This is a genomic window from Kribbella sp. NPDC000426 (genome assembly GCF_040300265.1).
Lineage (GTDB): Bacteria > Actinomycetota > Actinomycetes > Propionibacteriales > Kribbellaceae > Kribbella.
In genome coordinates this window covers 1,067,382-1,086,710 of sequence record NZ_JBEPDK010000002.1, presented here as the reverse complement: position 1 = coordinate 1,086,710, position 19,329 = coordinate 1,067,382, and the positions used below count along the sequence as shown (strand labels likewise).

Here is a 19,329-nt window from a genome sequence, read left to right as displayed (position 1 = left end):
GCATGCATTGCGCAGGACATGGAGTGATGGAGGCGGATCGATGACAACACCGCTGCACCAGCTGAAGGCGGAGTTCTTCAAGACGCTGGGGCACCCCGCCCGGATCCGGGTGCTGGAGCTGTTGAGCGAGCGGGAGATGGCGGTCGGTGAGTTGCTGTCCGAGGTCGGGCTGGAGGCCTCCAACCTGTCGCAGCAGCTGGCCGTGCTTCGACGGTCCGGACTGGTCGCGACGCGCAAGGACGGTTCGGTGGTCTACTACTCGCTGACCAGTCCGCAGGTTGCCGAGCTGCTGGCAGTGGCGCGACGGATCCTGACGACGGTGCTGTCGGAGCAGGCGGAGCTGCTCGACGGTCTGCGTGCGGACGCGCGAGCGTCAGGGCGATCGCGGGTGAAGCGGGCGGTGCGATGAGAGCGCTGCTGCGGAAGATCCGCGCGACAGGTCGGGTCGCGGAGCCCGCACCGCAGCGCGAGACCGGGGGAGACGACGTACTGCGCGGCTCGGTGCAGGTGCGCCATGTGGACGCTGGGTCGTGTAACGGCTGCGAGGTCGAGATCGGTTCGGCGTTCGGCCCTGTGTACGACGGCGAGCGGTACGGCGCCCGCCTGGTCGCGTCGCCGCGGCATGCCGATGTGTTGCTCGTGACCGGTCCGGTGACCCGGAACATGGCGGAGCCGTTGCGGAAGGCGTACGACGCGACGCCGGCGCCGAAACGGGTTGTCGCCGTCGGGGACTGTGCGCACGACTGCGGTGTGTTCGCCGGAGGTTATGGCGTCGAGGGAGCGGTTGCTGACGTGATTCCGGTGGACGTCGTCGTCCGGGGCTGTCCTCCGGAGCCGCCGCAGATTATTGAGGCGTTGCGGGATCTGACCGGCAGATGACGATCGGTTGGGCGCTGCTCGGTGTGCTGCTGGTCGCCGTCGTGGGAGCGCTGGGTTCTGCTCTCACCGGGCCGCGCGTCCGAGCTGTCGTGGCCGGTACGGCGACTGCTCTTGCCGGGGCATTGGGGGTGGTCGCGGGCGTGCTGGCGATCGCCGGCGATGCGTTCACGGTCACCGTTCGGCAACTGCTCCCGCTGAGCGAAGCGGTGCTGCACGTGGATGCGCTGTCCGGGTGGTTCTGCGTCATGGTCGGCGGTGTCGCCGTGCTCGCCGGGCTGTACAGCATCGGCTATTCCGGCGGGCATCACGCTGACGGGACCGGCGCGAGTTCGCGGACCGCGCAGGCGCTGCTGCCGCTGTTCGTGGCTGCGATGATCCTGGTCCCTGCGGCCGGCAACGTGACGACGTTCCTTGTGCTCTGGGAGCTGATGGCGCTCACGTCGCTGGCGTTGGTGCTCGCCGAGCACAGACTTCGGCCTGCGGTGCGTGATGCCGGCGGCTGGTACGGCGCGATGACGCACGCCGGCCTCATCCTGATCCTGCTCGGTCTCGTGACGTTCGCGTCGCGAGCCGGAGGCGAATCGTTCGATGCCCTGCGAGCTGCGCACCTGCCGGAAACGACCCGCTCCCTGACTTTCGTGCTGGTCTTCCTCGGGTTCGGTTCGAAGGCCGGCATGGTGCCCCTGCACGTGTGGTTGCCGAAGGCACATCCCGAGGCGCCCAGCCAGGTGTCGGCCTTGATGTCGGCTGCCATGGTGACGCTCGGCCTGTACGGGATCGTCCGAGTTGGGTTCGATCTGCTCGGTGGCGGCCCACGATGGTGGTGGCTACTTGTCCTGAGTTTCGGTGCTGTGTCGGCGGTGTATGGCGTTCTGCAGGCGAGCGTCGCGGTGGACCTGAAGCGGCTGCTCGGCTACTCGACCACGGAGAACATGGGCCTGGTATTGATCGGTGTGGGAGCCGGTGGGGTGTTGGCTGCTGACGGCAATCGTGCTTTGGCGAGTCTGCTGCTCGCCGCAGCGTTGCTGCACGCGCTCAATCATGCCGGCTTCAAGACGTTGCTGTTCCTGGGCGCGGGATCGGTCCTGCACTCGACCGGGACTCGGGATCTCGACAGCCTTGGCGGATTGGCCTCGCGCATGCCTGTCACGACGATCCTGTTCGCGGTGGGTGCGCTCGCGGCTGCTGCTCTTCCGCCAGGCAATGGGTTCGTGTCGGAGTGGCTGCTGCTGCAGGGCTTGATCCACGGACTGCCAGGAGCGGACACGGTCGTGGCGGTGGCGATGCCGCTGGCGGTCGCGGTCGTCGCACTGACCGCCGGTCTGGGGGTTGCGACGTTCGTCAAGGCGTTCGGCGTGGGCTTCTTGGCTCGACCGCGCTCGGTACCAGCAGCGGTCGCGACCGAGTCGCCGACGATCATGCGTGTCTCGATGGCGCTGGCAGCAGCGGCTTGTGCAGCGTTGGCGATTGCTCCTGCCTCGATCGGGCCGGCGTTGAGCAAGGTGCTCGGGTTGTTGCCGACAGTGCACGATGGTGCCCCGCTGCGAGGCGGGGTGACATTGCACCTGGCAGGCGTTGAGGGACAGATCTCGCCGCTGCTGATTCTGGCGGGCCTCCTGGTGGGCGCATTGGCAGTCGTGGCATTGATTCGCCGCGGTCTGCCGCGTCGTCGGTCGCTGGTGTGGGGGTGTGGTGGCACGCGGTTGGATCCCCGGATGGAGTACACGGCGACATCGTTCGCCGAGCCGTTGACGCGGGTGTTCGACGACGTACTGCGGCCCGAGAAGGACGTCGACGTGACTCACCACGCGGAGTCGCAGTACCTCATCGAGAGCGTCGAGTACCGGCAGCGGGTCGACGACCGGGTGGAAGCGGCCCTGTATCCGCCGGTGATTGCCGGGGGCATCAAGGTCGGAGACGTGATGAGCCGGCTGCAGAACGGCAGCGTGCACAGGTATCTTGCGTTGGGGCTTGCCGGCCTGATCGTCGTCCTGGTCGTCGTGGGGTTGACAACATGAGCACGCTTGGTGTGGTCATCCAGGTCGCCCTGCTGGTGGTCGTCGCGCCGTACCTCGCAGGTGTGATGCGGCAGGTTCGGGCCCGGCTCGAGGGACGCGCGGGTGCCGGCATCGGCCAACCGTGGCGGGACCTGCGCAAACAGTTCCGCAAGGAGCCGATATCGCCCGAGGGATCGAGCTGGGTGTTCGCCGCGGCTCCGGCCGTCCTGGTAGCCACAACGGCTGTGATCGCGGCCGTCGCGCCGTTCGTCGCCACCGTCTCGCCGTTGAACGGCGTTGCCGATCTGTTCGCCGTGGTCGCGTTGCTGCTCCTGGGTACGGTTGCGCTGGCCCTGGCCGGTCTCGACACCGGTACGGCGTTCGGTGGGATGGGCGCGAGCCGGGAGATGACCGTGGCAGCGTTGGCCGAGCCGACGATCCTGCTGGCCGGGTTCGCGTTGTCCGCCGGCGTCGGGTCCACCAACCTGTCGGCGATCGTGGAGCGCGGCCAGCAGACACCGGGAGCCGGGCTATCACCCGCTACGTTGCTCGCCGCCGTCGCTCTCGGGGTCGTCGTGATCGCGGAGGCCGGCCGGCTTCCGGTCGACAACCCGTCGACGCACCTCGAGCTGACTATGATCCACGAGGCGATGGTGCTGGAGTACTCCGGCCGCGACCTGGCTCTTGTCGAGTTCGCATCGGCGCTCCGCCTGACCGTCCTGCTGGGGTTGTGGGTGAACCTCTTCGTGCCTTGGGGCGTCGCCACCACCGTGTCTCCGGCGGCGTTGCTGTTGGGAGCTGTCGTGTTCGTGCTGAAGGTCGCTGCGGTGGGAACGGTCCTGGCTGCAGGTGAGGTATTCATGGCGAAGCTGCGGCTGTTCCGGGTCCCGGAGTTGCTCGCCGGCTCGTTCCTCTTCGGTGTCCTGGCAGTCTCGTCCTCGTTCTTCCTGGCGTGATTCTGATGACTCAGTGGCTCTATCTGGTGTGCGGCGGCCTGCTCTTGTCATCGGTCATGGTGCTGTGGCGCCGTGAACTGTCGGCCATCGTGCGTCTGTTGGTGTTGCAGGGGATCTTGCTCGGGGTGCTGGCAGGGACGCTCGCCGTCCGGCTGGACAGCGTCGAGTTGGGTGTCGTCGCGGCCGGCGTCCTGGTCCTCAAGGCGATCGTTGTCCCAGGCATCCTTCGACGGGTACTGCGGGACAGCGGCGAGGCCCGCGAGACCGAGCCGCTGATCAACGTGACCGCTTCGATCGTTGCCGCCGCTCTGCTGATTCTGCTGGCGTACGCCGCGAGCCGGCCGCTGGTCAGGCTTTCACCGACGGCGGAGACCCAGGCCGTGCCGGTCGGGCTCGCGATGGTCCTGCTCGGGTTCTTCCTGCTCGTCACCCGTCGACGGGCGCTGTCGCAGATCGTCGGGTTCCTGCTGCTCGACAACGGGATCGCGACGACCGCGTTCCTGATCACCGGCGGTGTGCCCGGCATCGTCGAGCTCGCTGTGTCTCTCGACGTACTGCTGGTCGTGCTCGTCCTGCAGGTGCTGACCGCGCGGTTGCGGGCAACCTACGGCGCGACCGATATCGACGAGCTCCGGGAGTTGCACGACTGATGAGGGAGAGTTGATGACCGCGGATCTCACTGGCGGCGCCGCGCTGCTGCTGGTCGCTGCGCCGATCGCGGCCCCACTCCTCGCAGCGGGAGCCACACTCCTGATGGGCTGGCGCCGGTCGGTCGCGGTGGGAACAGTTGCCGCGGCGACGGTCGTCCTGACCGTCGGCGTCGGTACGGCGGTCTGGACCGCCGACGGCGGCATCGTTGCGGCGGGCAACTGGTTGCGGATCGATGCGCTCTCCGGGCTGATGCTCATTGTCATCGGCGCCGTCGGCGTCATCGCCACCTGCTCGGGCCTGGGGTACATCGCCGATGAGCTCGACGCAGGTCACACTGATGCGACCGGCGCTCGACGATACGGCGTACTCGTGCCCTTGTTCATCGCAGCGATGGTGCTCGCGGTCGTGGCGAACAACCTCGGTCTGCTCTGGGCAGCGGTCGAGGCCACCACGATCGTCACTGCCTTCCTCGTCGGCCATCGGCGTACCAAGCAATCGCTCGAGGCGACCTGGAAGTACGTCGTGATCTGCTCGGTCGGCATCGCGCTCGCCTACCTCGGGACCGTCTTGGTGAACTACGCCGCCAAGCATGCCGGGATCACCGAGCACGGAACGCTCGATTGGACCCAGCTCGTCGCGCACGCCGGTGACCTCGATCCGGGAGTCATGCGGCTCGCGTTCGCTCTGCTGGTCCTGGGCTTCGGCACGAAAGCCGGTCTGATGCCGTTGCACAGTTGGCTCCCGGACGCCCACAGCCAGGCGCCAGCGCCGGTGTCTGCGCTGATGTCCGGCGTACTGCTCCCGGTCGCGATCTATGCCCTCGCCCGCTACCGCGTGATCGCCGTCGCCAGCGTCGGCGCCGGATTTGTCCGTGGCCTGCTGATCGCCGTGGCGCTTGCCTCGCTCCTGCTGGCCGTCGGCCTGATCATTGCCCAGCGCGACTACAAACGGCTGCTGGCCTACTCCAGCATCGAGCACATGGCCATCGCCGCGATCGGAGTCGCCATCGGAACGCCGCTCGCGATCGCGGCGGTGTTGCTTCACATCGTCGGGCACGGGCTCGGCAAGGCCGTGTTGTTCTGCGGAGCAGGGGAGATCCTCGCCCGCGAAGGAACCACACGGATCGATCAGGTCCGCGGGCTGCTCCTTCGGGCGCCGATGCTCGCGGGCGTGTTCGCGGTGGGCTTGGCAGCGCTCCTCGGCCTGCCGCCGTTCAGTCTGTTCGTCAGCGAGATCGGCCTGATCCGCGCCGGCTTCGCGGCCGAGCTGGGCTGGGTGGCGGCCGCCGTACTCGTCCTTCTGCTCGTCGTCTTCATTGCGATCGTCGCCAAGGCTGCAGGCCTCCTGCTCGGGACCTCGACAGCAGGACCGACGGGCGCCCTTCGAGTATCCACGGCGGCGCCGTTGCTCGCGGGTCTAGGAATCGTCGCAGTCCTCGGGATCGTCGATTGGCCTCTCGGCAGGCTCCTGCAGGCGGCGGGCACGATCGTGGGGACACGATGAGCCCTGACCCGAGAACCTATCCGAACCGGCGTCAGTCCAGCGTCACGCCGGCGACGTTGGTCGAGCGTGCTGCGACGCTGCTGGCCAACGGCTATCGACTCGCGCTGATCTCCGGCCACGACGACCCGGATGCGGTCCGCGTCGTCTACCTGTTCGTCGCCGGCCAACCTGACCGTCGCGTCGAGTTGATCCTGACGACCAGCCGATCGTCTCCGCAGATCCCCAGTCTGGCCGCGCTGTCCTTCCCAGCTGGTCGGTTCGAACGTGAGTTGCACGATCTGTTGGGCATCGAGGTGACCGATCACCCGTTGCCCCGTCGGCTCGTGCTGCACCAGCACTGGCCCGAGGGCTGGTATCCGATGGGCCGTGACGCCGGGCCGCCCCCGGAGTTCGGGGACGTCGACGAGCCCTACCCGTTCATCACGGTCGCCGGGCCGGGAGTTTACGAGATCCCGGTCGGCCCGATCCATGCCGGCCTGATCGAACCGGGGCATTTCCGGTTCTCGGTCGTCGGCGAGACCATCCTGAAACTCAAGGCGAGGCTGTGGTTCGTCCACAAAGGCATCGAGAAGCTTGCCGAAGGCAAATTGCTCGCCGATGTCCTGCCGCTGGCCGAACGTGTGTCCGGGGACACGACAGCCGGACACGCCCTGGCATTCTGCATTGCCGTCGAGGAGGCCAGGGACTGGGCGGTTTCACCACAGACCCAGGTTCTGCGCGCGATCCTGCTCGAGCTCGAACGCCTGTACAACCATGTCACCGACATCGGTGCCCTCTGCAACGACGTCGGGTTCGGCATCGCCAACGCCCACGCCCAGCGAATCCGCGAGCAGCTGCTCCGCCTCAACAAGCACGTCACCGGGCACCGCCTGCTGCGCGGGGCGATCGCGCCTGGCGCGGCTCGCGTCCGCGCTCTGCCCGAGCCCAGTGTGTTGACCGCGATCAGGTCCGACATCGCGCAGATCGTCGACATCGCGCTCGGCAACAGCGTCGTACTGGATCGCATGACCGGTACCGCCGTACTGAGCCCCGACCAGGCCCGCGACATCGGCACCCTCGGGTACGTCGCCCGCGCGAGCGGCGTGGATCACGACGCTCGCCGCGACCACCCCTTCACCCCGTTGACGAACGGCGTCGTTGCAGCAGCCCACACGACCGGGGATGTGCTGGCCCGGCTCCTCACGCGGGTCGACGAGATCGACAACTCCGTCGCACTCATTGCCCTGCTGCTCGAGACCCGGCCGCCGCTGACCGCGGAAGCTACCAAGCCCACGTGGCTCGCCAGGGGGCGCACCTCCGGCGTCGGCCTGGTTGAGGGATGGCGCGGAACTATCGCTCACCGAATCGAGTTCGATCCGGACGGCACTGTCTCGCGACTCAAGATCGTCGACCCGTCGTTCTTCAACTGGCCCGCGTTGCCGGTGGCACTTGCCGACACGATCGTTCCCGACTTCCCCCTGACCAACAAGAGCTTCAACCTCTCCTACGCCGGGAACGACCTGTGAAACGACGACGCCCCCGCCCGATGAAGATCGAGACCGTCCAGAAGTGGGTCGCCTCTGTGATCCTGATCCACGTCGGCAGCGTCCCGGCCGTTTCGCTCGCGGTCTACAGCATCGGCGTCGCTGAATCGGATCGCGGTCGGGGGATTGGGCTGTGGATCATGTCGGGCGTCATCGGCATCCTCACGGTCACCGGGGTACGCCTCATCTTCCAGCGCTCGCCGATCTCCCCGTGGCTGATCCTCGGTCTCCTACCCACTGCGGTCACAGGTTTCTACATCTTCTGACCAGCCGTACGATGCAACGCACTATCGGATAACTCGCTCCACCGCACTGAACACCAGAAGGGCGATGATGGCCAGATGGACCTGCAGCTGACGACGTCCTACGGCGCTCCTCCTGAAGAGGTGTTCGCGATCATCACAGACGTAACCTTTCAGCAGCAGGTGCTGGAGCGGCTCGGTGCTCTGGCCTACGACGTGTCGACGCTCGACGTGGGCCATGATCTCCGGCTCGGCGTCCGTTGGGAGATGCCGCCTGACGACGCGTCGGGAGTCATGCGACGCCTGATGGGCGACAGGCTGGTTCTGGAACAGCACAAGATCTGGCACCCGGCCGGCGTCGACCGGGTTCGCGAGGCGGACGTCGAGGGTGACGCCGCGGGCATCCCGGTCAGACTAAGTGGTCACACGAGCATCGTCCCGACGGGCGATGGAACCACTCAGTCGTTCGACATTCACGTCAGCGCATCGGTCCCGGCGATCGGCGAGAAGGTCGAACAGCTCGTGACCGACGCCGTCCGCATCCGCCTCGAGACCAAGTTCGAACTCGTCTGGTCCTGGCTCGCCGGCACCTTCTGACACAACATCGGCGCTCAGGTGACCAGCCAGGTATCGAGCCGAAGACTTCCTCCTGGATGTGCGAGAGCCGGACGCCGGCATCGATCGGCTGTGCGGGATGGCGGCGGATGCCTTCGATGAGAGGTGCCTGTGGCCGGTGACTGCCTGCCGGCAATAGATCGCACAGCTGCGACCGTGACCGAGTGCTCGACGTTCCGATTGCGCCGTACGTCGCTCAACCGGTGACAAACACCTGATCGTCGGCCACAGGCGTCAACTGCCTTGAGTTGGACGATGTTCCGAGGCGGGACTTCGTGCTGCTCTTCGTGGAGAAGAGCCAAGGTGCGGCCCAGCCAAGTGGCATAGTGACAATTCGTGCACAACGCACCGGAGGAGCGCCAGTCGCATCAGTGGTCTGGGGGCATTGCTGCCCTTGAATCTCGGCGCGGTTTGCGGACCGTCGGGAGGAGTCGCGATGCCAGAGAGCGTGGAGGACTCGCTGCAGGGGGCGAGCTCGGCCTGGCGCCAGGCTGTCTAGGTCCTAAAGGTCCCTGGACCTTGCTACTCAAGTGTGGTCACCGCGGCGGCCTCGTACGGTATGTGCAGCCGGCCGACGTGGCTGCGGGGGTCGAACAGGCCGAGGGTTCGCAGGAGCGTATGCGCCATCACGACGTGCCCGTAGCCGTTCGGATGGCAGCCTTCGCTGATCCACGCCTGCGCGGCGCCCGTGGGCTCGGCCCGTGCCCAGACCCGGTGGTGGTCGATCAGGCCGCAACCGCGCGCCGTGGCCAGGGCCCGGATGTCGTCGGCGTAACCGGGAATGGCGCCGGTCCGGGCTTCGAGGCTCGACGGAAGTACGCCGTTCGGTGTCTGGAGGATCAGGTGGGCTCCGGCTGCGAGGATCCGGTCGACCACCTCGACGTACTGCTTGCGGAACTCGTCGCGGCCGGCCTCGCCCTGACGGCAGTCGTTCAGCCCGATCCCGGCGATCACGATGTCCGGCTTCCAGCGCAACACCGCATGGTCGAGCTCCGCGACCAGGTCACCGGCGGTCCAGCCGCTCTTCGCGGTGTTGATGACGGTGTCGGCGCCACGACCGAGCTCGTACCGGATCCGTTCCTCGAACAGCTGAGTGAAGTCGCGCTGCCCGTAGGTGTGCTGCTCTCCCGCTGTCACGCTGTCGCCGGTGAAGAGCCAAGTGAGCGGCCTACCCGTGGCCATCAGCCGTCCGACGGACCCGATCGGCGGGGAAGCCATCGTCAACCCTTCGTGCCGGTCGAGGCGACGCCCTCGACAACCTGTCGCTGCAGCACTGCGAACACCACGATCATCGGCAATGTCGCCATCACGGCACCAGCCATCAGGACCGGATAGTTGGTCAGGTACTGACCTTTCAGTGAGGCGAGGCCGGCTGACAACGTCATCTGCCGCGGGTCGGTGTTGACGATGAGCGGCCACAGCAGGTCGTTCCACGACCAAAGCAGCGTGAGCACCCCGAGGGCGATCATGCCGGGCCGTGCGAGCGGTAGGTAGATATGCCAGTAGGTACGGAGCGGACCGCACCCGTCCAGCTCGGCGGCCTCGCCCAGTTCATTGGGCAGGCCAAGGAAGTACTGCCTCAGCAGGAAGGTGCCGAAGGCACTGAAGATGCCTGGAACTATCAGCGCCTGCAGCGAGTTCAGCCAGCCGAGCTCCTGCATGATGCGGTACTGCGGAATGATGAACAGCTGGCTCGGAACCATGAGGATGGACAGCAGAACTCCGAACAGGATCCGACGGCCGGGAAAAGCCAACCGAGCGAACGCGTAGCCCGCCAGCGAGCAGAGCAGGAGCTGACCGGTGGTCCGGCCGATCGCCATGACTACAGTGTTGGCGAACTGCCGCGCGAACGGCGCATTGTCGAAAACCATCGCGAAGCTGTGCCAGCGCGGATGCGCGGGCAGCCAGACCGGGGGAACCTGGATCGACTCGCCCAGGCTCTTGAACGCTGTGGACAGCTCCCAGGCGAACGGCACGACCGCCAACAGTGCACCGAGAGTCAGCACCGAGTAGGTGATCAGGCGACCGGCGCCTGGGCGGATCCGGTCAGGCATAGTGCACCCAGCGCCGCTGGAGCCGGAACTGCAGCCCGGTCAGGGCTCCGATGAGCACCAGCAGCAGGAAAGCGATCGCGGCGCCGTAGCCGGGGTTGCTCTTGGCGAACGCGGTTTCGTAGAAGAGGGACACCACAGTCCGGGTTGCCGAGCCGGCCGGACTCGTCGGCGGGATCATCAGGTAGACGAGATCGAACATCTGCAATGATCCGATCGCAGAGATCACTGACACGAAGAAGGTCGTCGGCGAGAGCATCGGCACCGTGACGCGGAGGAACTGCCGCAGACTGCCGGCTCCGTCCAGAGCGGCCGCCTCGTAGAGATCGCGCGGGACGCCCTGGATGCCCGCCATGAACAGCACCAGGTTGTAGCCGAACTGCGACCAGATCCCGACCAGGGCGAGCGCGATCAGCGCCGTGTGCGGATCGGTCAACCAACCAGGACCGGAGATGCCCACTACATCGAGACCCTGGTTGATCAGACCGTAGTCGCCGTTGTACAGGTATTGCCACAGCAGGCCGATGGCTGCCGGCATCGTTACCACCGGCAGGTAGTACAGCGTCCGCAACACTCCGCGGCCGCGAAGGTCCCGGCGGTTCAACAACGCTGCGAAGACCATCGCGGCCGGGATTCCGAGCAGTGTGAGAGCCATGTAGGCGATCGTGTTGCGCAGCGCCACCCAGACAGCCGGGTCGTGCAGCAGCCGGGTGTAATTGCTCAGTCCGATCCAGGTGCTGCCGCCGAACGGTCCCCACGCGGTGAAGCTGAAGTAGAAGGTCTCCAATATCGGCCAGAGGTAGAGGACCGCGACGCCGAACCCCAAAGGAGCGATCATCGCCAATCCCCACCACCGTTCCTGTCGCCTGAGCCGAGAGCTCATTTGCCCTGCTCGGCATCAAGGGCAGTGTTCATTGCCGCTGCCATCGCGGCTGCGGCCTGCTGTGGGGTCTGCGCGCCGCTCCACGCCTTGCCGAGGATCTCCGGCTCCTGAGAGGCCCAGGCATCGGTGTTCTTGGATACCGGATAGGGCACCGCGACCGAGATCTCGTCGACCAGGCTCTGCAGGTGGTACTGCGGTACGGAGGACACCCAGGCCTGCGCCTCGGTCGTGTACGCCGGGATCACGGTGCCGCTCGCTGCCCGGATACCGGCGGCTTCCTTGCTGCCCATGAATTTGACCAGCTTCCACGCCTCGGCGGGATGTTCGGTCTTTGCCGAGATCGCCTCGGACAGACCGGTGGAGATGGTCGCGCGCTTCTTTCCGGCCGGCAGAGCGGCCACGTCGAAGTTCTTGGCGGTATCGACCTTCGCAAAGGTTCCGGCCAGCCAGTTGCCGCCGTACAGCATCGCCACCTTGCCGGACTGGAACATCTGGACCGGGTCGGTGTCCGTCATCTGCCGTAGACTCGGAGAGTGTCCGGCCGCGATGAAGTCGGTCCAGTAGGTGATTCCCTCGACTGCCGCCGGGGTGTCGTACCCGGATCGCCGGCCGTCGGACGAGATCACCTGGCCGCCGGCCTGCGCGATCGTGTCGTAGAAGTTGGACTGACTGTTGAGGTTGGCCGCGATGCCGTAGGTGCCGGTCGCCTTGTTCGTCAGCTTCGCCGCCGCGGCCTTGGCGTCGGCCCACGTCCAGCTGTCAGTCGGGTACTTCACGTGCGCGGTGTCGAACAGGGCCTTGTTGTACCAGAGTCCGATGGTCGTGTTGTCGCGCGGCATCCCGTACTGCTCGCCGTTGAAGACAAAGCTGTCGGTGACGGCCTTGGCGAACACACCTAGGTCGACCTTGTCCTGCGCGATGTACTTCGACAACGGCAGGAGGACCCCGTTGGAGGCGTACAGCTGGAAGTTCGGCGCGTTCATCCACATCACGTCCGGAGCCTCGCCACCGGACGCCGCCGCCTTCAGTTTCTGCCAGTACTGGTCCCACGGAGTTACCTGGATCTGCACAGTGACACCAGGATTCGCCTGCTCGAAGTCGTGGATGATCTGCTCCTCCGACGGCTTCATCGACACGTCCCAGATCGCGAGCGTGAGCTCGACCTTCCCGCCCGGGTCGGTGCTGTTGCACCCGGCAATCATCAGCAGGGCAAGAGCGGCCAGGGCCGGCAGGATCTTGGTGCGCATGTGGGTCACCTCTCGCGACGGAAGAGGCGGCAGGGCCGACGGTCCGATTTATGCCTCTTTGCGACATATTGTCAGCGGTGCCGCGGTTTCGTCAACGAGGCGGGGCGATCAGGTCCGGTAGCGGACCCCGTGGCGGCGCCAGTAAGCGGTCGAGTTGCTCCTGTGCGACGCAGACCGCTCCGAGGGCGACGCACTCCGCGCCGAGCGTGGAGCCGCGCAGTTCGGGGACTTGGCCTGCCACGCGCTCGAGATCGTCGGCCAGCAGGTCGAGAATCAGGTCCGCCGACTGCGAGAACGCGCCGCCGACGACGAGCAACTGCGGATCGAGAATCGCGATTGCGGTCGCAGCCGCAACGGCCATCTCCGCGACGTACCGGCGGATGGCGGTCATCGCCGGCCGGTTGCCGGCCCGCGCGGCAGCGAAGACCCACTCGGCGCGGTCCACGATCGGCATACCGTGCGGCACGGCCGTGCAGCGATGCAGATACTCGATGGCAGCCTCCCATCGCACCATCGGCAACGACGAGAGGTTGCCCGCGGCGCCGTTGAAACCCCGGCGCACGGTGCCGTCGACGACGACCGACAGGCCGGTACGCCGACCTGCCTGCAACAGGACGAGGTCCGCAACATCACGGGCGCAACCGCGCTGATGCTCTGCCACGGCGGCCAGGTGGGTGTCGTTCTCGACGATCACGAGGGCCGATCGCGTACGGCGGAACTGCGCGGCGAGGTCGGCTCCCTGCCAGTCCGGGATGGCCCGCGAACTCCTGACCCGTCCACGGCGGTCCACCACGCCGGTCGTACCGACGCCGAGCGCCCATAATGCCGACGGAGCGGCACCGGCCGCATCCAGGCAACTGGACAGGGCGGACTCGGCGGCCTTCAGCCGGGTCCGCCTCCGCATCGCCGGGCGGACCGTCTCGTGGCTGGTCGCGATCAGTTCTCCGGAAAGATCGGTGAGCACCGCCCGGACACTGTGCGCACCGATGTCGACACCGCCTACATATCCGGCCTCGGCGCGGAATCGGTAGCTGCGGGCCGGGCGCCCGCGTGCCCCCGCGATCGTCTGTTCCTCGACCAGCCACCGCCGCTCGACCAGGCTCAGTAGAACCTTCTCGACGGCAGTTCGGCCCAGGCCGGTCCGTTCGACGATCTCGGCGACCCTGACCCGCCCGGACCTGCCAACCGCGGCAAGCACCGCGCGCTCGTTGAACTGGCGAAGTCGGGAGGGGTCTCCGCCATCGGAATCATCGTGCATGCGCGCCAGGCTAGACGCTTCCCCCCGAGGTGCGCGGGGACCGGCCGATGAGACTGGCCCGACGGGTTTGTTAAGGCCCTCGGATGCGGGATTGGCTTGTTCGTGCGATGACGATCGCCTTCCTCGCAAGGCCGGCGGTGATAGTGAACAGTCGGAGGCCTTCTGACTGCCGAGGCTGCAGAAGGCCTGGAACTCCTTATGTGGGTTGGTGTTTCATGGGCGGGACATGCCGCTGGCCGTTTCAGGGGCGGAGCAGTGGGAACAGCGCTACGCCGTGGGACGCGCCGATCCAGCTGACGCCGTTGGTTGTGAGTGTGGGCGCCTGCAGTGCACGGAGTGGTGTGCGCCGTCGTCCGTGCGGGCGACGATGCTGGTCGCCTCGACGTGGGCGAACGCATCGGTCGGGGCCTTTGAGCTCAACACGACACTGAGGCCGGAGTCGTCGGGCTCGTGGCCGGCGGCCGATACCTCGGGGTGGTTCATCACGGCGGCGACGGCGGCCGTGAGTTCGGCGCGGGAGTAGGCGACCTGCTTGAAAGTCACTCGGGTTGGAGGCCATGTCGCCAGCCACCTCAACCCGGCCGGCGCGGTCCCCTTCCAATAGATCAGGACGGTCCTACGGTGCGTCAGAACCCTCACACCGCCCGCATTGGCAGCGTTCGGATGGGCCGCAATCCATTCCGCCAATTTGTGCGCAGCCTTCTCGGCTCGCGTTGAGCGCGGGACGGCGTCGCGAGTTGAACGCACACCATCTGCCTGATGCATGTGCATAACCAGACCGCCTGTTCTCCGACTTCAAAGGCTAGGCCCAGTCCACGTCCCTGCTGGCCCGAGACATCGTGCGAGGTGCCAGGCTGGTTGCACTGTTGATGAGGCAGGACCTGCTGTGAATCCCCGATGGCAGGCGTAGTCTGGGCTCAAGCCGTTGTGGGGGCGGCGATTGATTGGGATGCCTGACGGGGATGTGCGTTGACTCAGGCAGGCCCTCGGAGTTGGAGGATGTCGGTGCGATGCACCTTTTCCAGTACCCCCTGCTCGCGCTGATCACGGTCAGCATCGTTGCCTTACTCGATTGGCTTGCCTGGCTGCGCTTCAACTGGTGCGTGTTCCGAGCGACCAAGGACCTCAGCGCATTCGACCACACTGCGCAGATCGCGCCGGCCTTCCTCCGGCCTCTACGAGGCCAGACTGGCAAGAGCGAAGAGCCGTCGGCACGCATAGCCGTCACCCACAGAAAGGGTCCGCCGCGACGCTGGTGGCAGATCGGGCGGCGCACGGCGGGCGGTCGCAAGTGGTGGTGCGTCGTACGGAGGTCTCTTGTCAGTTGAAGCCTGGATAGCAGTTCGGGCGTCGAGGACCTTGGGCGAAGCGGCCGTTGGTGCGGCGGGGGCCGTCCTCGATTGCGGCGTGAGGCTGTCGACACCTGGGCGTCGGCGGTCTTTGTTGCTGGTGCCAACCCGCGCCGAATTGGTCGGCGACAGGTGGGACGGGACAGTCGTCGGCGGGTGTTTCGGCGCGGTTTGTCCTAGCTGCCGAGGAAGGTGTCCGTCGCTGAGCCGAGGATCCTCCCAGCCGCCGCGACCACAGCCCGTACCTCGCGTCCGCCTTTGACGGCTGTTGCGAGCGGTGGCTATGCGGTGCCGCCGGCGGGTTGGGCGTCTGCGTAGGCGAGCAGGTCGTCGTAGGTCTGCTCTTCGGGGCGGTAGAACCGGTGCGGGTCGGCGGCTGCGCCGATGGTGGATTCCGCGATCAGTCGCGAAAACGTGAGTGCCGCGGCGAGAGGGCGATGGCTGACGACCACGGAGTCGATCTGGCCTTCGGAGTTGCGGTGCATGGTGGCGGTGGCCTTGAGGGGGCGGCCGGCGACCACGGCGGAGTATTCCTCGACGTGGTAGTCACCGTGGTCGAAGCTGAACAGTTCGAGGCGGTCGCGGTAGAACTGGCTGACCACGGCGAGTTGGGCCAGGACTGCCTCGCGGCCGTGCAGGACACCGTTCATCACGGGACCTTCCAGGGTGACGTTCTCGGCGAGGTTGTCTTTGAACGATGCCATCGTGGCTCCTCGGTAGGTTTCATCCGTTGCGCTACATAGGCAAACGGCGTACGGTTATGTCATCGGTTGCGACATAACCATAAAGGAAACGCCTATGTCAATGGACGGACGGTACGCGGTTGAGGCCGCTCCGGGTGGGTTGAGCCTGGTGCAGCGGTTCCTCAATACCGCGGCGACTGCCAACGCTAAGTACCCCGACCTCCTCGCCGACCGCGAAGCCGTGAGCCGCTGGATGGCGTCCGTGGACGAACTTCAGACTGCGACCGTCGCCGTCACGCACGCCAACGTGGTCCTGCTCCGGCAGTTGCGTGCGCAGGTGCGTGGCGCACTGATCGCCCGCGACCATCCCGCGGGTACGGACGAGATCGTCCTGGGTGTTGCCGATCTGCCGGCGACGGCGCGCATCGCGGACGACGGGGTTGTCGCGCTGGCTCCGGCGCTTGACGGTGCCGCTGGAGCGGCGACCGCGGTTCTGCTGCGGGCGTACGAGGCCCAGCTCACGGGGGAGTGGCGGCGGTTGAAGGTGTGCCGGAACGCGGCCTGCCGGGTCGCCTTCTATGACCGCAGCCGCAACACGAGCGCGGTTTGGCACGACGTGCACACCTGCGGCAACAGCGCCAATCTGCGTGCTTCCCGCGCTCGCCGCCGACCATCCGGACGATCGGACGGATGACCGCCGGCGCCGGACGTCTCCGGGATTCGAGCCCCGGTGTCACGCATCAGCAACAGGTCAGTCGGTGATGGTGATGATGCCACTCGGGCTACTCAGGGATTGGACCATGAGTTGTGCGGCGTGGTCGATGTTTACTCGCCTTCCAGATTGCGATCGCGACCAGCCAGGTCGCGACGATGAGCAGAACGATGCCGTAGCCCACGGACCCCGGGCGGAATGTCTGCTACGGCTCCGCGGGAAGGTCCGAGCGCGCCGCCGATCGGGCAGCGCAACCTTGGTTCCGACGCGGGTGTCAGACCGCAGCTGCTGCCATCGTCCTGCTCCGTCACTGCTCCGTGGGAGGTTGAGAAGTGCTGCTGGGACTTGAGCATCGATGAGCACAAAACCGCAGGTCAGAGGTTAGATCGACGTGAGCCGCCGATCTGCCCTCGCTTGTACCGGCAAGATCCTCGACATCTTCGAAGGCACCCAGCAGGTCCAACAACTGATCGTCGCGCGCCGCCTGCTGGGAAGACGTCTGCTGAGCTCAAATAGTCTTATTTGCAAGCCGGTTCTCCGCTGTAGCGGGCGCGTAGGTGCGGGAGTTGCAGTACTTCGCCGACCGCGTAGATCTCGCGGCCGACGCGGGCTCGGAACGGGTACTCGACGGTGGGGAGGTTTTCCCACGGTACGCCGGCACCGGGCGGCAGGTCTTCGAAGAAGCGCAGGTTGGCTCGGAGCTGCAGGCCGAGGATCTGTCGCAGCGGATAAGGGGAGTCGTCCAGCCAGTCGTCGAATGCCAGCAGATTGGCGACGTTCTCGAACAGTGCCGGGTAACACATCGCGGCGCAGGCCTGGAAAGAGCCGGCCAGGTCGCCGCGCCAGTAGAGCATGCGGAGCGCGGCCGCGGTGAAGTCGTCGCGGTATCGGCGCCATCGAACGTCGCCCGTGCGCGCTGCGAGGGCGTCGGCGGCCCAGGCCGCACGGGGCAGTAGAACGCCCGCTCCGTACACCGCGTCCGGCGATCGGCGATGCAGCACCTCCAGTGCCTCGCCCGCGGCACGGAGGTAGCGGTCGTCCCGCCAGAGGTCCCAGGCGCGCACCATCAGCCAGGCGAACGCACCGCCGGCGGCCGGCTCCTCGGCCGCTGAGACCGCCTCGCCGTCGTCCAGCCACCAGAAAAGCGGGAAGAGATAGCGGTTCGCCTCGGCGAGGCGCAGGGTTTGATCGGTGGCTGCGCGCAACTGCGGGAGCCACTCGATCGCGTTCGGCAAGAGGTGAGCTAGTTCTGCCAGGCGGGCGTGGGTGTAGAGGTGGTACCACACGTTGGTCCGCTCGCGACTGCCCAGCCGGCCGACGACGACGTTGCCGCCGGCAAGGTTCGTACGTGTCAGCGGCCACACGTTCGAGAACACGCGCAGTTGCGGCGAGTAGAACCTGCCGATCGCGGTGACGAGGTGAGACAGCCACCGAGCCCGCCGTGGATCGTTGTCGACACCCGCGGCGGCAAGCCCGAGCGCGACATCCGACTGGCACAACAGTTCCAGGTGATCGACACGTGAGTCGTCCCACGCCTCGCTCGAGCCGGCGACGTACATCCGGTGACCGCGCAAGCCGTCGACGTCGAGCAGGGCTGTGTCCTCCCGGAGACTCTCGGCGAACGCCGCCGCCGCGATGTCGTCGTACGGCGGGATCGTCGCCGGATCCGGCGCCGGTGGCAGTTTCGGCAGGCACCAGCCGACGAGCCGGGTCAGCCCTTCCCAGCGGGCCGGCGGCGAGAGCGCCGGCCGACTGAGCGCGGTCAGTCGATCGGCCGGCAGCGCCTGATCGGACCAGAAGCCCAGCACCCAGTGCCCGTCACGCATCCGCAGGCCGGCCTCGGTCGACCGCCAGTCCACGTCGGCGTCGAGGTGGAGGAAGTGTTCGACGCCGGCCGGGTCGTGGAGGTACGCCGCCGCGAAATCGTTGCCGAGCGCACCCGAAGTACTCCGCGCAGGCCCGGCCAGTAGCGTGCGCCACCAGATGTCGTACTGGACCTCGCGGAGCGGATCGGCCTCGCCGACGACCACACCCACCCCGTCGCGCCCAACATATGACGGGATGCGGTACCCTACCATACCAGTACCGTTCTCTGGAGGAACAGATGGCCGATCGCACCCTGGGCAGGACCATGCGGGCACAGCTTGGCCGCATCCGCGAGTCGACGACCCGATGGCAGGTCTACGCCCAGCTGCGCAGCGACATCGTCACTCTCGACCTGCCACCTGGCCGCGCAGTTTCGGAGGCCGAGCTCGCGGAGGTCTACGGCGTCAGCCGGACGCCGATCCGCGAGGCACTGATCCGGCTCGCCGAGGATCACCTCATCGAGGTCGTCCCGCAGCTCGGGAGCTACGTCACCCGGATCAACGTGCGGGAGGTCACCGACGTGCAGTTCATCCGGGAGACGCTCGAGCTGGCGACCCTGTCGGACATCGCCGACCGGATGACCGACGACGACGAGGCCCAGTTGCGCGACCTCCTGGTGCGCCAGCGATCGGCTGCCGAACGTGGCGACGCCGCCGCCTGGTTCAGCCTGGACGAGGAGTTGCATTTCACCCTCCAGCAAATCGGTGATCACATGCGGACCTGGTCGGTGATCGGCTGGGCCAAGGCACACCTCGACCGGGTCCGGATCCTGTCGCGCCCCGACACCGACCGGCTGATGGCGATGCATGCCCGGCACGTCGCCCTTGTCGACGACTTGGCAGCAAAGCGGGTCGGCTCCGCCGCCCAGGTTCTCACCGAGCACCTGCGCGAGGTGCTCGGGCTTCTGCCGACGT

18 protein-coding genes and 1 pseudogene are annotated in these 19,329 nt (G+C 66.9%); 11 read left to right on the top strand and 8 right to left on the bottom strand.

The genetic code is table 11. From position 1 onward, the window contains the following. The first annotated feature begins 40 nt into the window (after positions 1-40). The 9 genes from ABT313_RS12835 to ABT313_RS12795 all read left to right on the top strand — a co-directional run bounded on the left by ABT313_RS12835 (position 41) and on the right by ABT313_RS12795 (position 8,348). The gene (locus ABT313_RS12835; RefSeq protein ID WP_350851693.1) at positions 41-409 is read left to right on the top strand and encodes an ArsR/SmtB family transcription factor; all 369 of its coding nucleotides are present in this window, start codon (positions 41-43) and stop codon (positions 407-409) included. After that, positions 406-879 carry an NADH-quinone oxidoreductase subunit B family protein gene (locus tag ABT313_RS12830; protein WP_350851691.1) on the top strand — a complete coding sequence of 158 codons (474 nt, stop codon included), beginning with the start codon at positions 406-408 and terminating at the stop codon, positions 877-879. Before ABT313_RS12835 ends, ABT313_RS12830 begins: the two co-directional genes overlap by 4 nt. After that, a complete protein-coding gene (locus tag ABT313_RS12825) occupies positions 876-2,897 on the top strand; it encodes a proton-conducting transporter transmembrane domain-containing protein (RefSeq protein WP_350851689.1) in 2,022 nt (673 codons plus the stop codon). Before ABT313_RS12830 ends, ABT313_RS12825 begins: the two co-directional genes overlap by 4 nt. Continuing rightward, on the top strand, positions 2,894-3,832 hold the full coding sequence (locus ABT313_RS12820) for a respiratory chain complex I subunit 1 family protein (RefSeq protein ID WP_350851687.1): 939 nt from the start codon (positions 2,894-2,896) through the stop codon (positions 3,830-3,832). The genes ABT313_RS12825 and ABT313_RS12820 overlap by 4 nt, the downstream gene beginning before the upstream one ends. A gap of 5 nt (positions 3,833-3,837) precedes the next feature. Continuing rightward, a complete protein-coding gene (locus ABT313_RS12815; protein ID WP_350851685.1) occupies positions 3,838-4,482 on the top strand; it encodes a hypothetical protein in 645 nt (214 codons plus the stop codon). A gap of 13 nt (positions 4,483-4,495) precedes the next feature. Further along, positions 4,496-5,986 carry a proton-conducting transporter transmembrane domain-containing protein gene (locus ABT313_RS12810; RefSeq protein ID WP_350851683.1) on the top strand — a complete coding sequence of 497 codons (1,491 nt, stop codon included), beginning with the start codon at positions 4,496-4,498 and terminating at the stop codon, positions 5,984-5,986. Continuing rightward, positions 5,983-7,491 carry a hydrogenase large subunit gene (locus ABT313_RS12805; RefSeq protein ID WP_350851681.1) on the top strand — a complete coding sequence of 503 codons (1,509 nt, stop codon included), beginning with the start codon at positions 5,983-5,985 and terminating at the stop codon, positions 7,489-7,491. Before ABT313_RS12810 ends, ABT313_RS12805 begins: the two co-directional genes overlap by 4 nt. 20 nt (positions 7,492-7,511) lie before the next feature. Further along, a complete protein-coding gene (locus ABT313_RS12800; RefSeq protein ID WP_350851680.1) occupies positions 7,512-7,775 on the top strand; it encodes a hypothetical protein in 264 nt (87 codons plus the stop codon). 75 nt (positions 7,776-7,850) lie between these two features. Then, the gene (locus ABT313_RS12795; protein WP_350851678.1) at positions 7,851-8,348 is read left to right on the top strand and encodes a DUF2505 domain-containing protein; all 498 of its coding nucleotides are present in this window, start codon (positions 7,851-7,853) and stop codon (positions 8,346-8,348) included. A 540-nt stretch (positions 8,349-8,888) separates the two neighbouring features. Here the strand turns inward: ABT313_RS12795 and ABT313_RS12790 are convergent. From ABT313_RS12790 to ABT313_RS12760, 7 genes are all read right to left on the bottom strand, one after another. Further along, positions 8,889-9,548, bottom strand: coding sequence for an SGNH/GDSL hydrolase family protein (locus ABT313_RS12790; RefSeq protein WP_350851676.1), 660 nt, complete (start codon positions 9,546-9,548; stop codon positions 8,889-8,891). 38 nt (positions 9,549-9,586) lie between these two features. Further along, complete coding sequence (locus ABT313_RS12785; protein WP_350851673.1) at positions 9,587-10,420, bottom strand: carbohydrate ABC transporter permease; 834 nt, start codon at positions 10,418-10,420, stop codon at positions 9,587-9,589. Further along, positions 10,413-11,255, bottom strand: coding sequence for a carbohydrate ABC transporter permease (locus tag ABT313_RS12780; RefSeq protein ID WP_350851671.1), 843 nt, complete (start codon positions 11,253-11,255; stop codon positions 10,413-10,415). Before ABT313_RS12780 ends, ABT313_RS12785 begins: the two co-directional genes overlap by 8 nt. A 41-nt stretch (positions 11,256-11,296) precedes the next feature. Continuing rightward, positions 11,297-12,547, bottom strand: coding sequence for an ABC transporter substrate-binding protein (locus ABT313_RS12775; protein ID WP_350851670.1), 1,251 nt, complete (start codon positions 12,545-12,547; stop codon positions 11,297-11,299). Positions 12,548-12,638: 91 nt separating this feature from the next. Next, positions 12,639-13,805, bottom strand: coding sequence for an ROK family transcriptional regulator (locus ABT313_RS12770; protein WP_350851668.1), 1,167 nt, complete (start codon positions 13,803-13,805; stop codon positions 12,639-12,641). 267 nt (positions 13,806-14,072) lie between these two features. Continuing rightward, entirely contained in the window at positions 14,073-14,348 is a 276-nt protein-coding gene (locus ABT313_RS12765) for a hypothetical protein (RefSeq protein WP_350851667.1), read from the bottom strand. A gap of 1,087 nt (positions 14,349-15,435) precedes the next feature. Continuing rightward, on the bottom strand, positions 15,436-15,858 hold the full coding sequence (locus ABT313_RS12760; RefSeq protein ID WP_350851665.1) for a hypothetical protein: 423 nt from the start codon (positions 15,856-15,858) through the stop codon (positions 15,436-15,438). Between the two features lie 94 nt (positions 15,859-15,952). Between ABT313_RS12760 and ABT313_RS12755 the strand changes: the two genes are divergently transcribed. Next, positions 15,953-16,531, top strand: a complete 579-nt coding sequence (locus ABT313_RS12755) for a CGNR zinc finger domain-containing protein (protein WP_350851662.1) — start codon at positions 15,953-15,955, stop codon at positions 16,529-16,531. Positions 16,532-17,067: 536 nt separating this feature from the next. On the opposite strand, the gene ABT313_RS12750 is transcribed toward ABT313_RS12755, so the two are convergent. Further along, entirely contained in the window at positions 17,068-18,627 is a 1,560-nt protein-coding gene (locus tag ABT313_RS12750) for a hypothetical protein (protein ID WP_350851660.1), read from the bottom strand. On the opposite strand from ABT313_RS12750, the pseudogene ABT313_RS12745 reads away from it, so the two are divergent. After that, positions 18,603-19,292 (top strand): annotated as a pseudogene (locus tag ABT313_RS12745) (GntR family transcriptional regulator); the annotation flags it as partial. The gene ABT313_RS12750 and the pseudogene ABT313_RS12745 sit on opposite strands and share 25 nt — an antisense overlap. Positions 19,293-19,329 lie beyond the last annotated feature (37 nt).

What these genes read in the sequence shown, in the direction of transcription:
- ABT313_RS12835 (WP_350851693.1), top strand. Translation starts at nt 41, where the DNA reads ATGACAACACCGCTGCACCAGCTGAAGGCGGAGTTCTTCAAGACGCTG.
- ABT313_RS12830 (WP_350851691.1), top strand. Translation starts at nt 406, where the DNA reads ATGAGAGCGCTGCTGCGGAAGATCCGCGCGACAGGTCGGGTCGCGGAG.
- ABT313_RS12825 (WP_350851689.1), top strand. Translation starts at nt 876, where the DNA reads ATGACGATCGGTTGGGCGCTGCTCGGTGTGCTGCTGGTCGCCGTCGTG.
- ABT313_RS12820 (WP_350851687.1), top strand. Translation starts at nt 2,894, where the DNA reads ATGAGCACGCTTGGTGTGGTCATCCAGGTCGCCCTGCTGGTGGTCGTC.
- ABT313_RS12815 (WP_350851685.1), top strand. Translation starts at nt 3,838, where the DNA reads ATGACTCAGTGGCTCTATCTGGTGTGCGGCGGCCTGCTCTTGTCATCG.
- ABT313_RS12810 (WP_350851683.1), top strand. Translation starts at nt 4,496, where the DNA reads ATGACCGCGGATCTCACTGGCGGCGCCGCGCTGCTGCTGGTCGCTGCG.
- ABT313_RS12805 (WP_350851681.1), top strand. Translation starts at nt 5,983, where the DNA reads ATGAGCCCTGACCCGAGAACCTATCCGAACCGGCGTCAGTCCAGCGTC.
- ABT313_RS12800 (WP_350851680.1), top strand. Translation starts at nt 7,512, where the DNA reads ATGAAGATCGAGACCGTCCAGAAGTGGGTCGCCTCTGTGATCCTGATC.
- ABT313_RS12795 (WP_350851678.1), top strand. Translation starts at nt 7,851, where the DNA reads ATGGACCTGCAGCTGACGACGTCCTACGGCGCTCCTCCTGAAGAGGTG.
- ABT313_RS12790 (WP_350851676.1), bottom strand. Translation starts at nt 9,548, where the DNA reads ATGGCCACGGGTAGGCCGCTCACTTGGCTCTTCACCGGCGACAGCGTG.
- ABT313_RS12785 (WP_350851673.1), bottom strand. Translation starts at nt 10,420, where the DNA reads ATGCCTGACCGGATCCGCCCAGGCGCCGGTCGCCTGATCACCTACTCG.
- ABT313_RS12780 (WP_350851671.1), bottom strand. Translation starts at nt 11,255, where the DNA reads ATGATCGCTCCTTTGGGGTTCGGCGTCGCGGTCCTCTACCTCTGGCCG.
- ABT313_RS12775 (WP_350851670.1), bottom strand. Translation starts at nt 12,547, where the DNA reads ATGCGCACCAAGATCCTGCCGGCCCTGGCCGCTCTTGCCCTGCTGATG.
- ABT313_RS12770 (WP_350851668.1), bottom strand. Translation starts at nt 13,805, where the DNA reads ATGCACGATGATTCCGATGGCGGAGACCCCTCCCGACTTCGCCAGTTC.
- ABT313_RS12760 (WP_350851665.1), bottom strand. Translation starts at nt 15,858, where the DNA reads ATGGCATCGTTCAAAGACAACCTCGCCGAGAACGTCACCCTGGAAGGT.
- ABT313_RS12755 (WP_350851662.1), top strand. Translation starts at nt 15,953, where the DNA reads ATGTCAATGGACGGACGGTACGCGGTTGAGGCCGCTCCGGGTGGGTTG.
- ABT313_RS12750 (WP_350851660.1), bottom strand. Translation starts at nt 18,627, where the DNA reads ATGGTAGGGTACCGCATCCCGTCATATGTTGGGCGCGACGGGGTGGGT.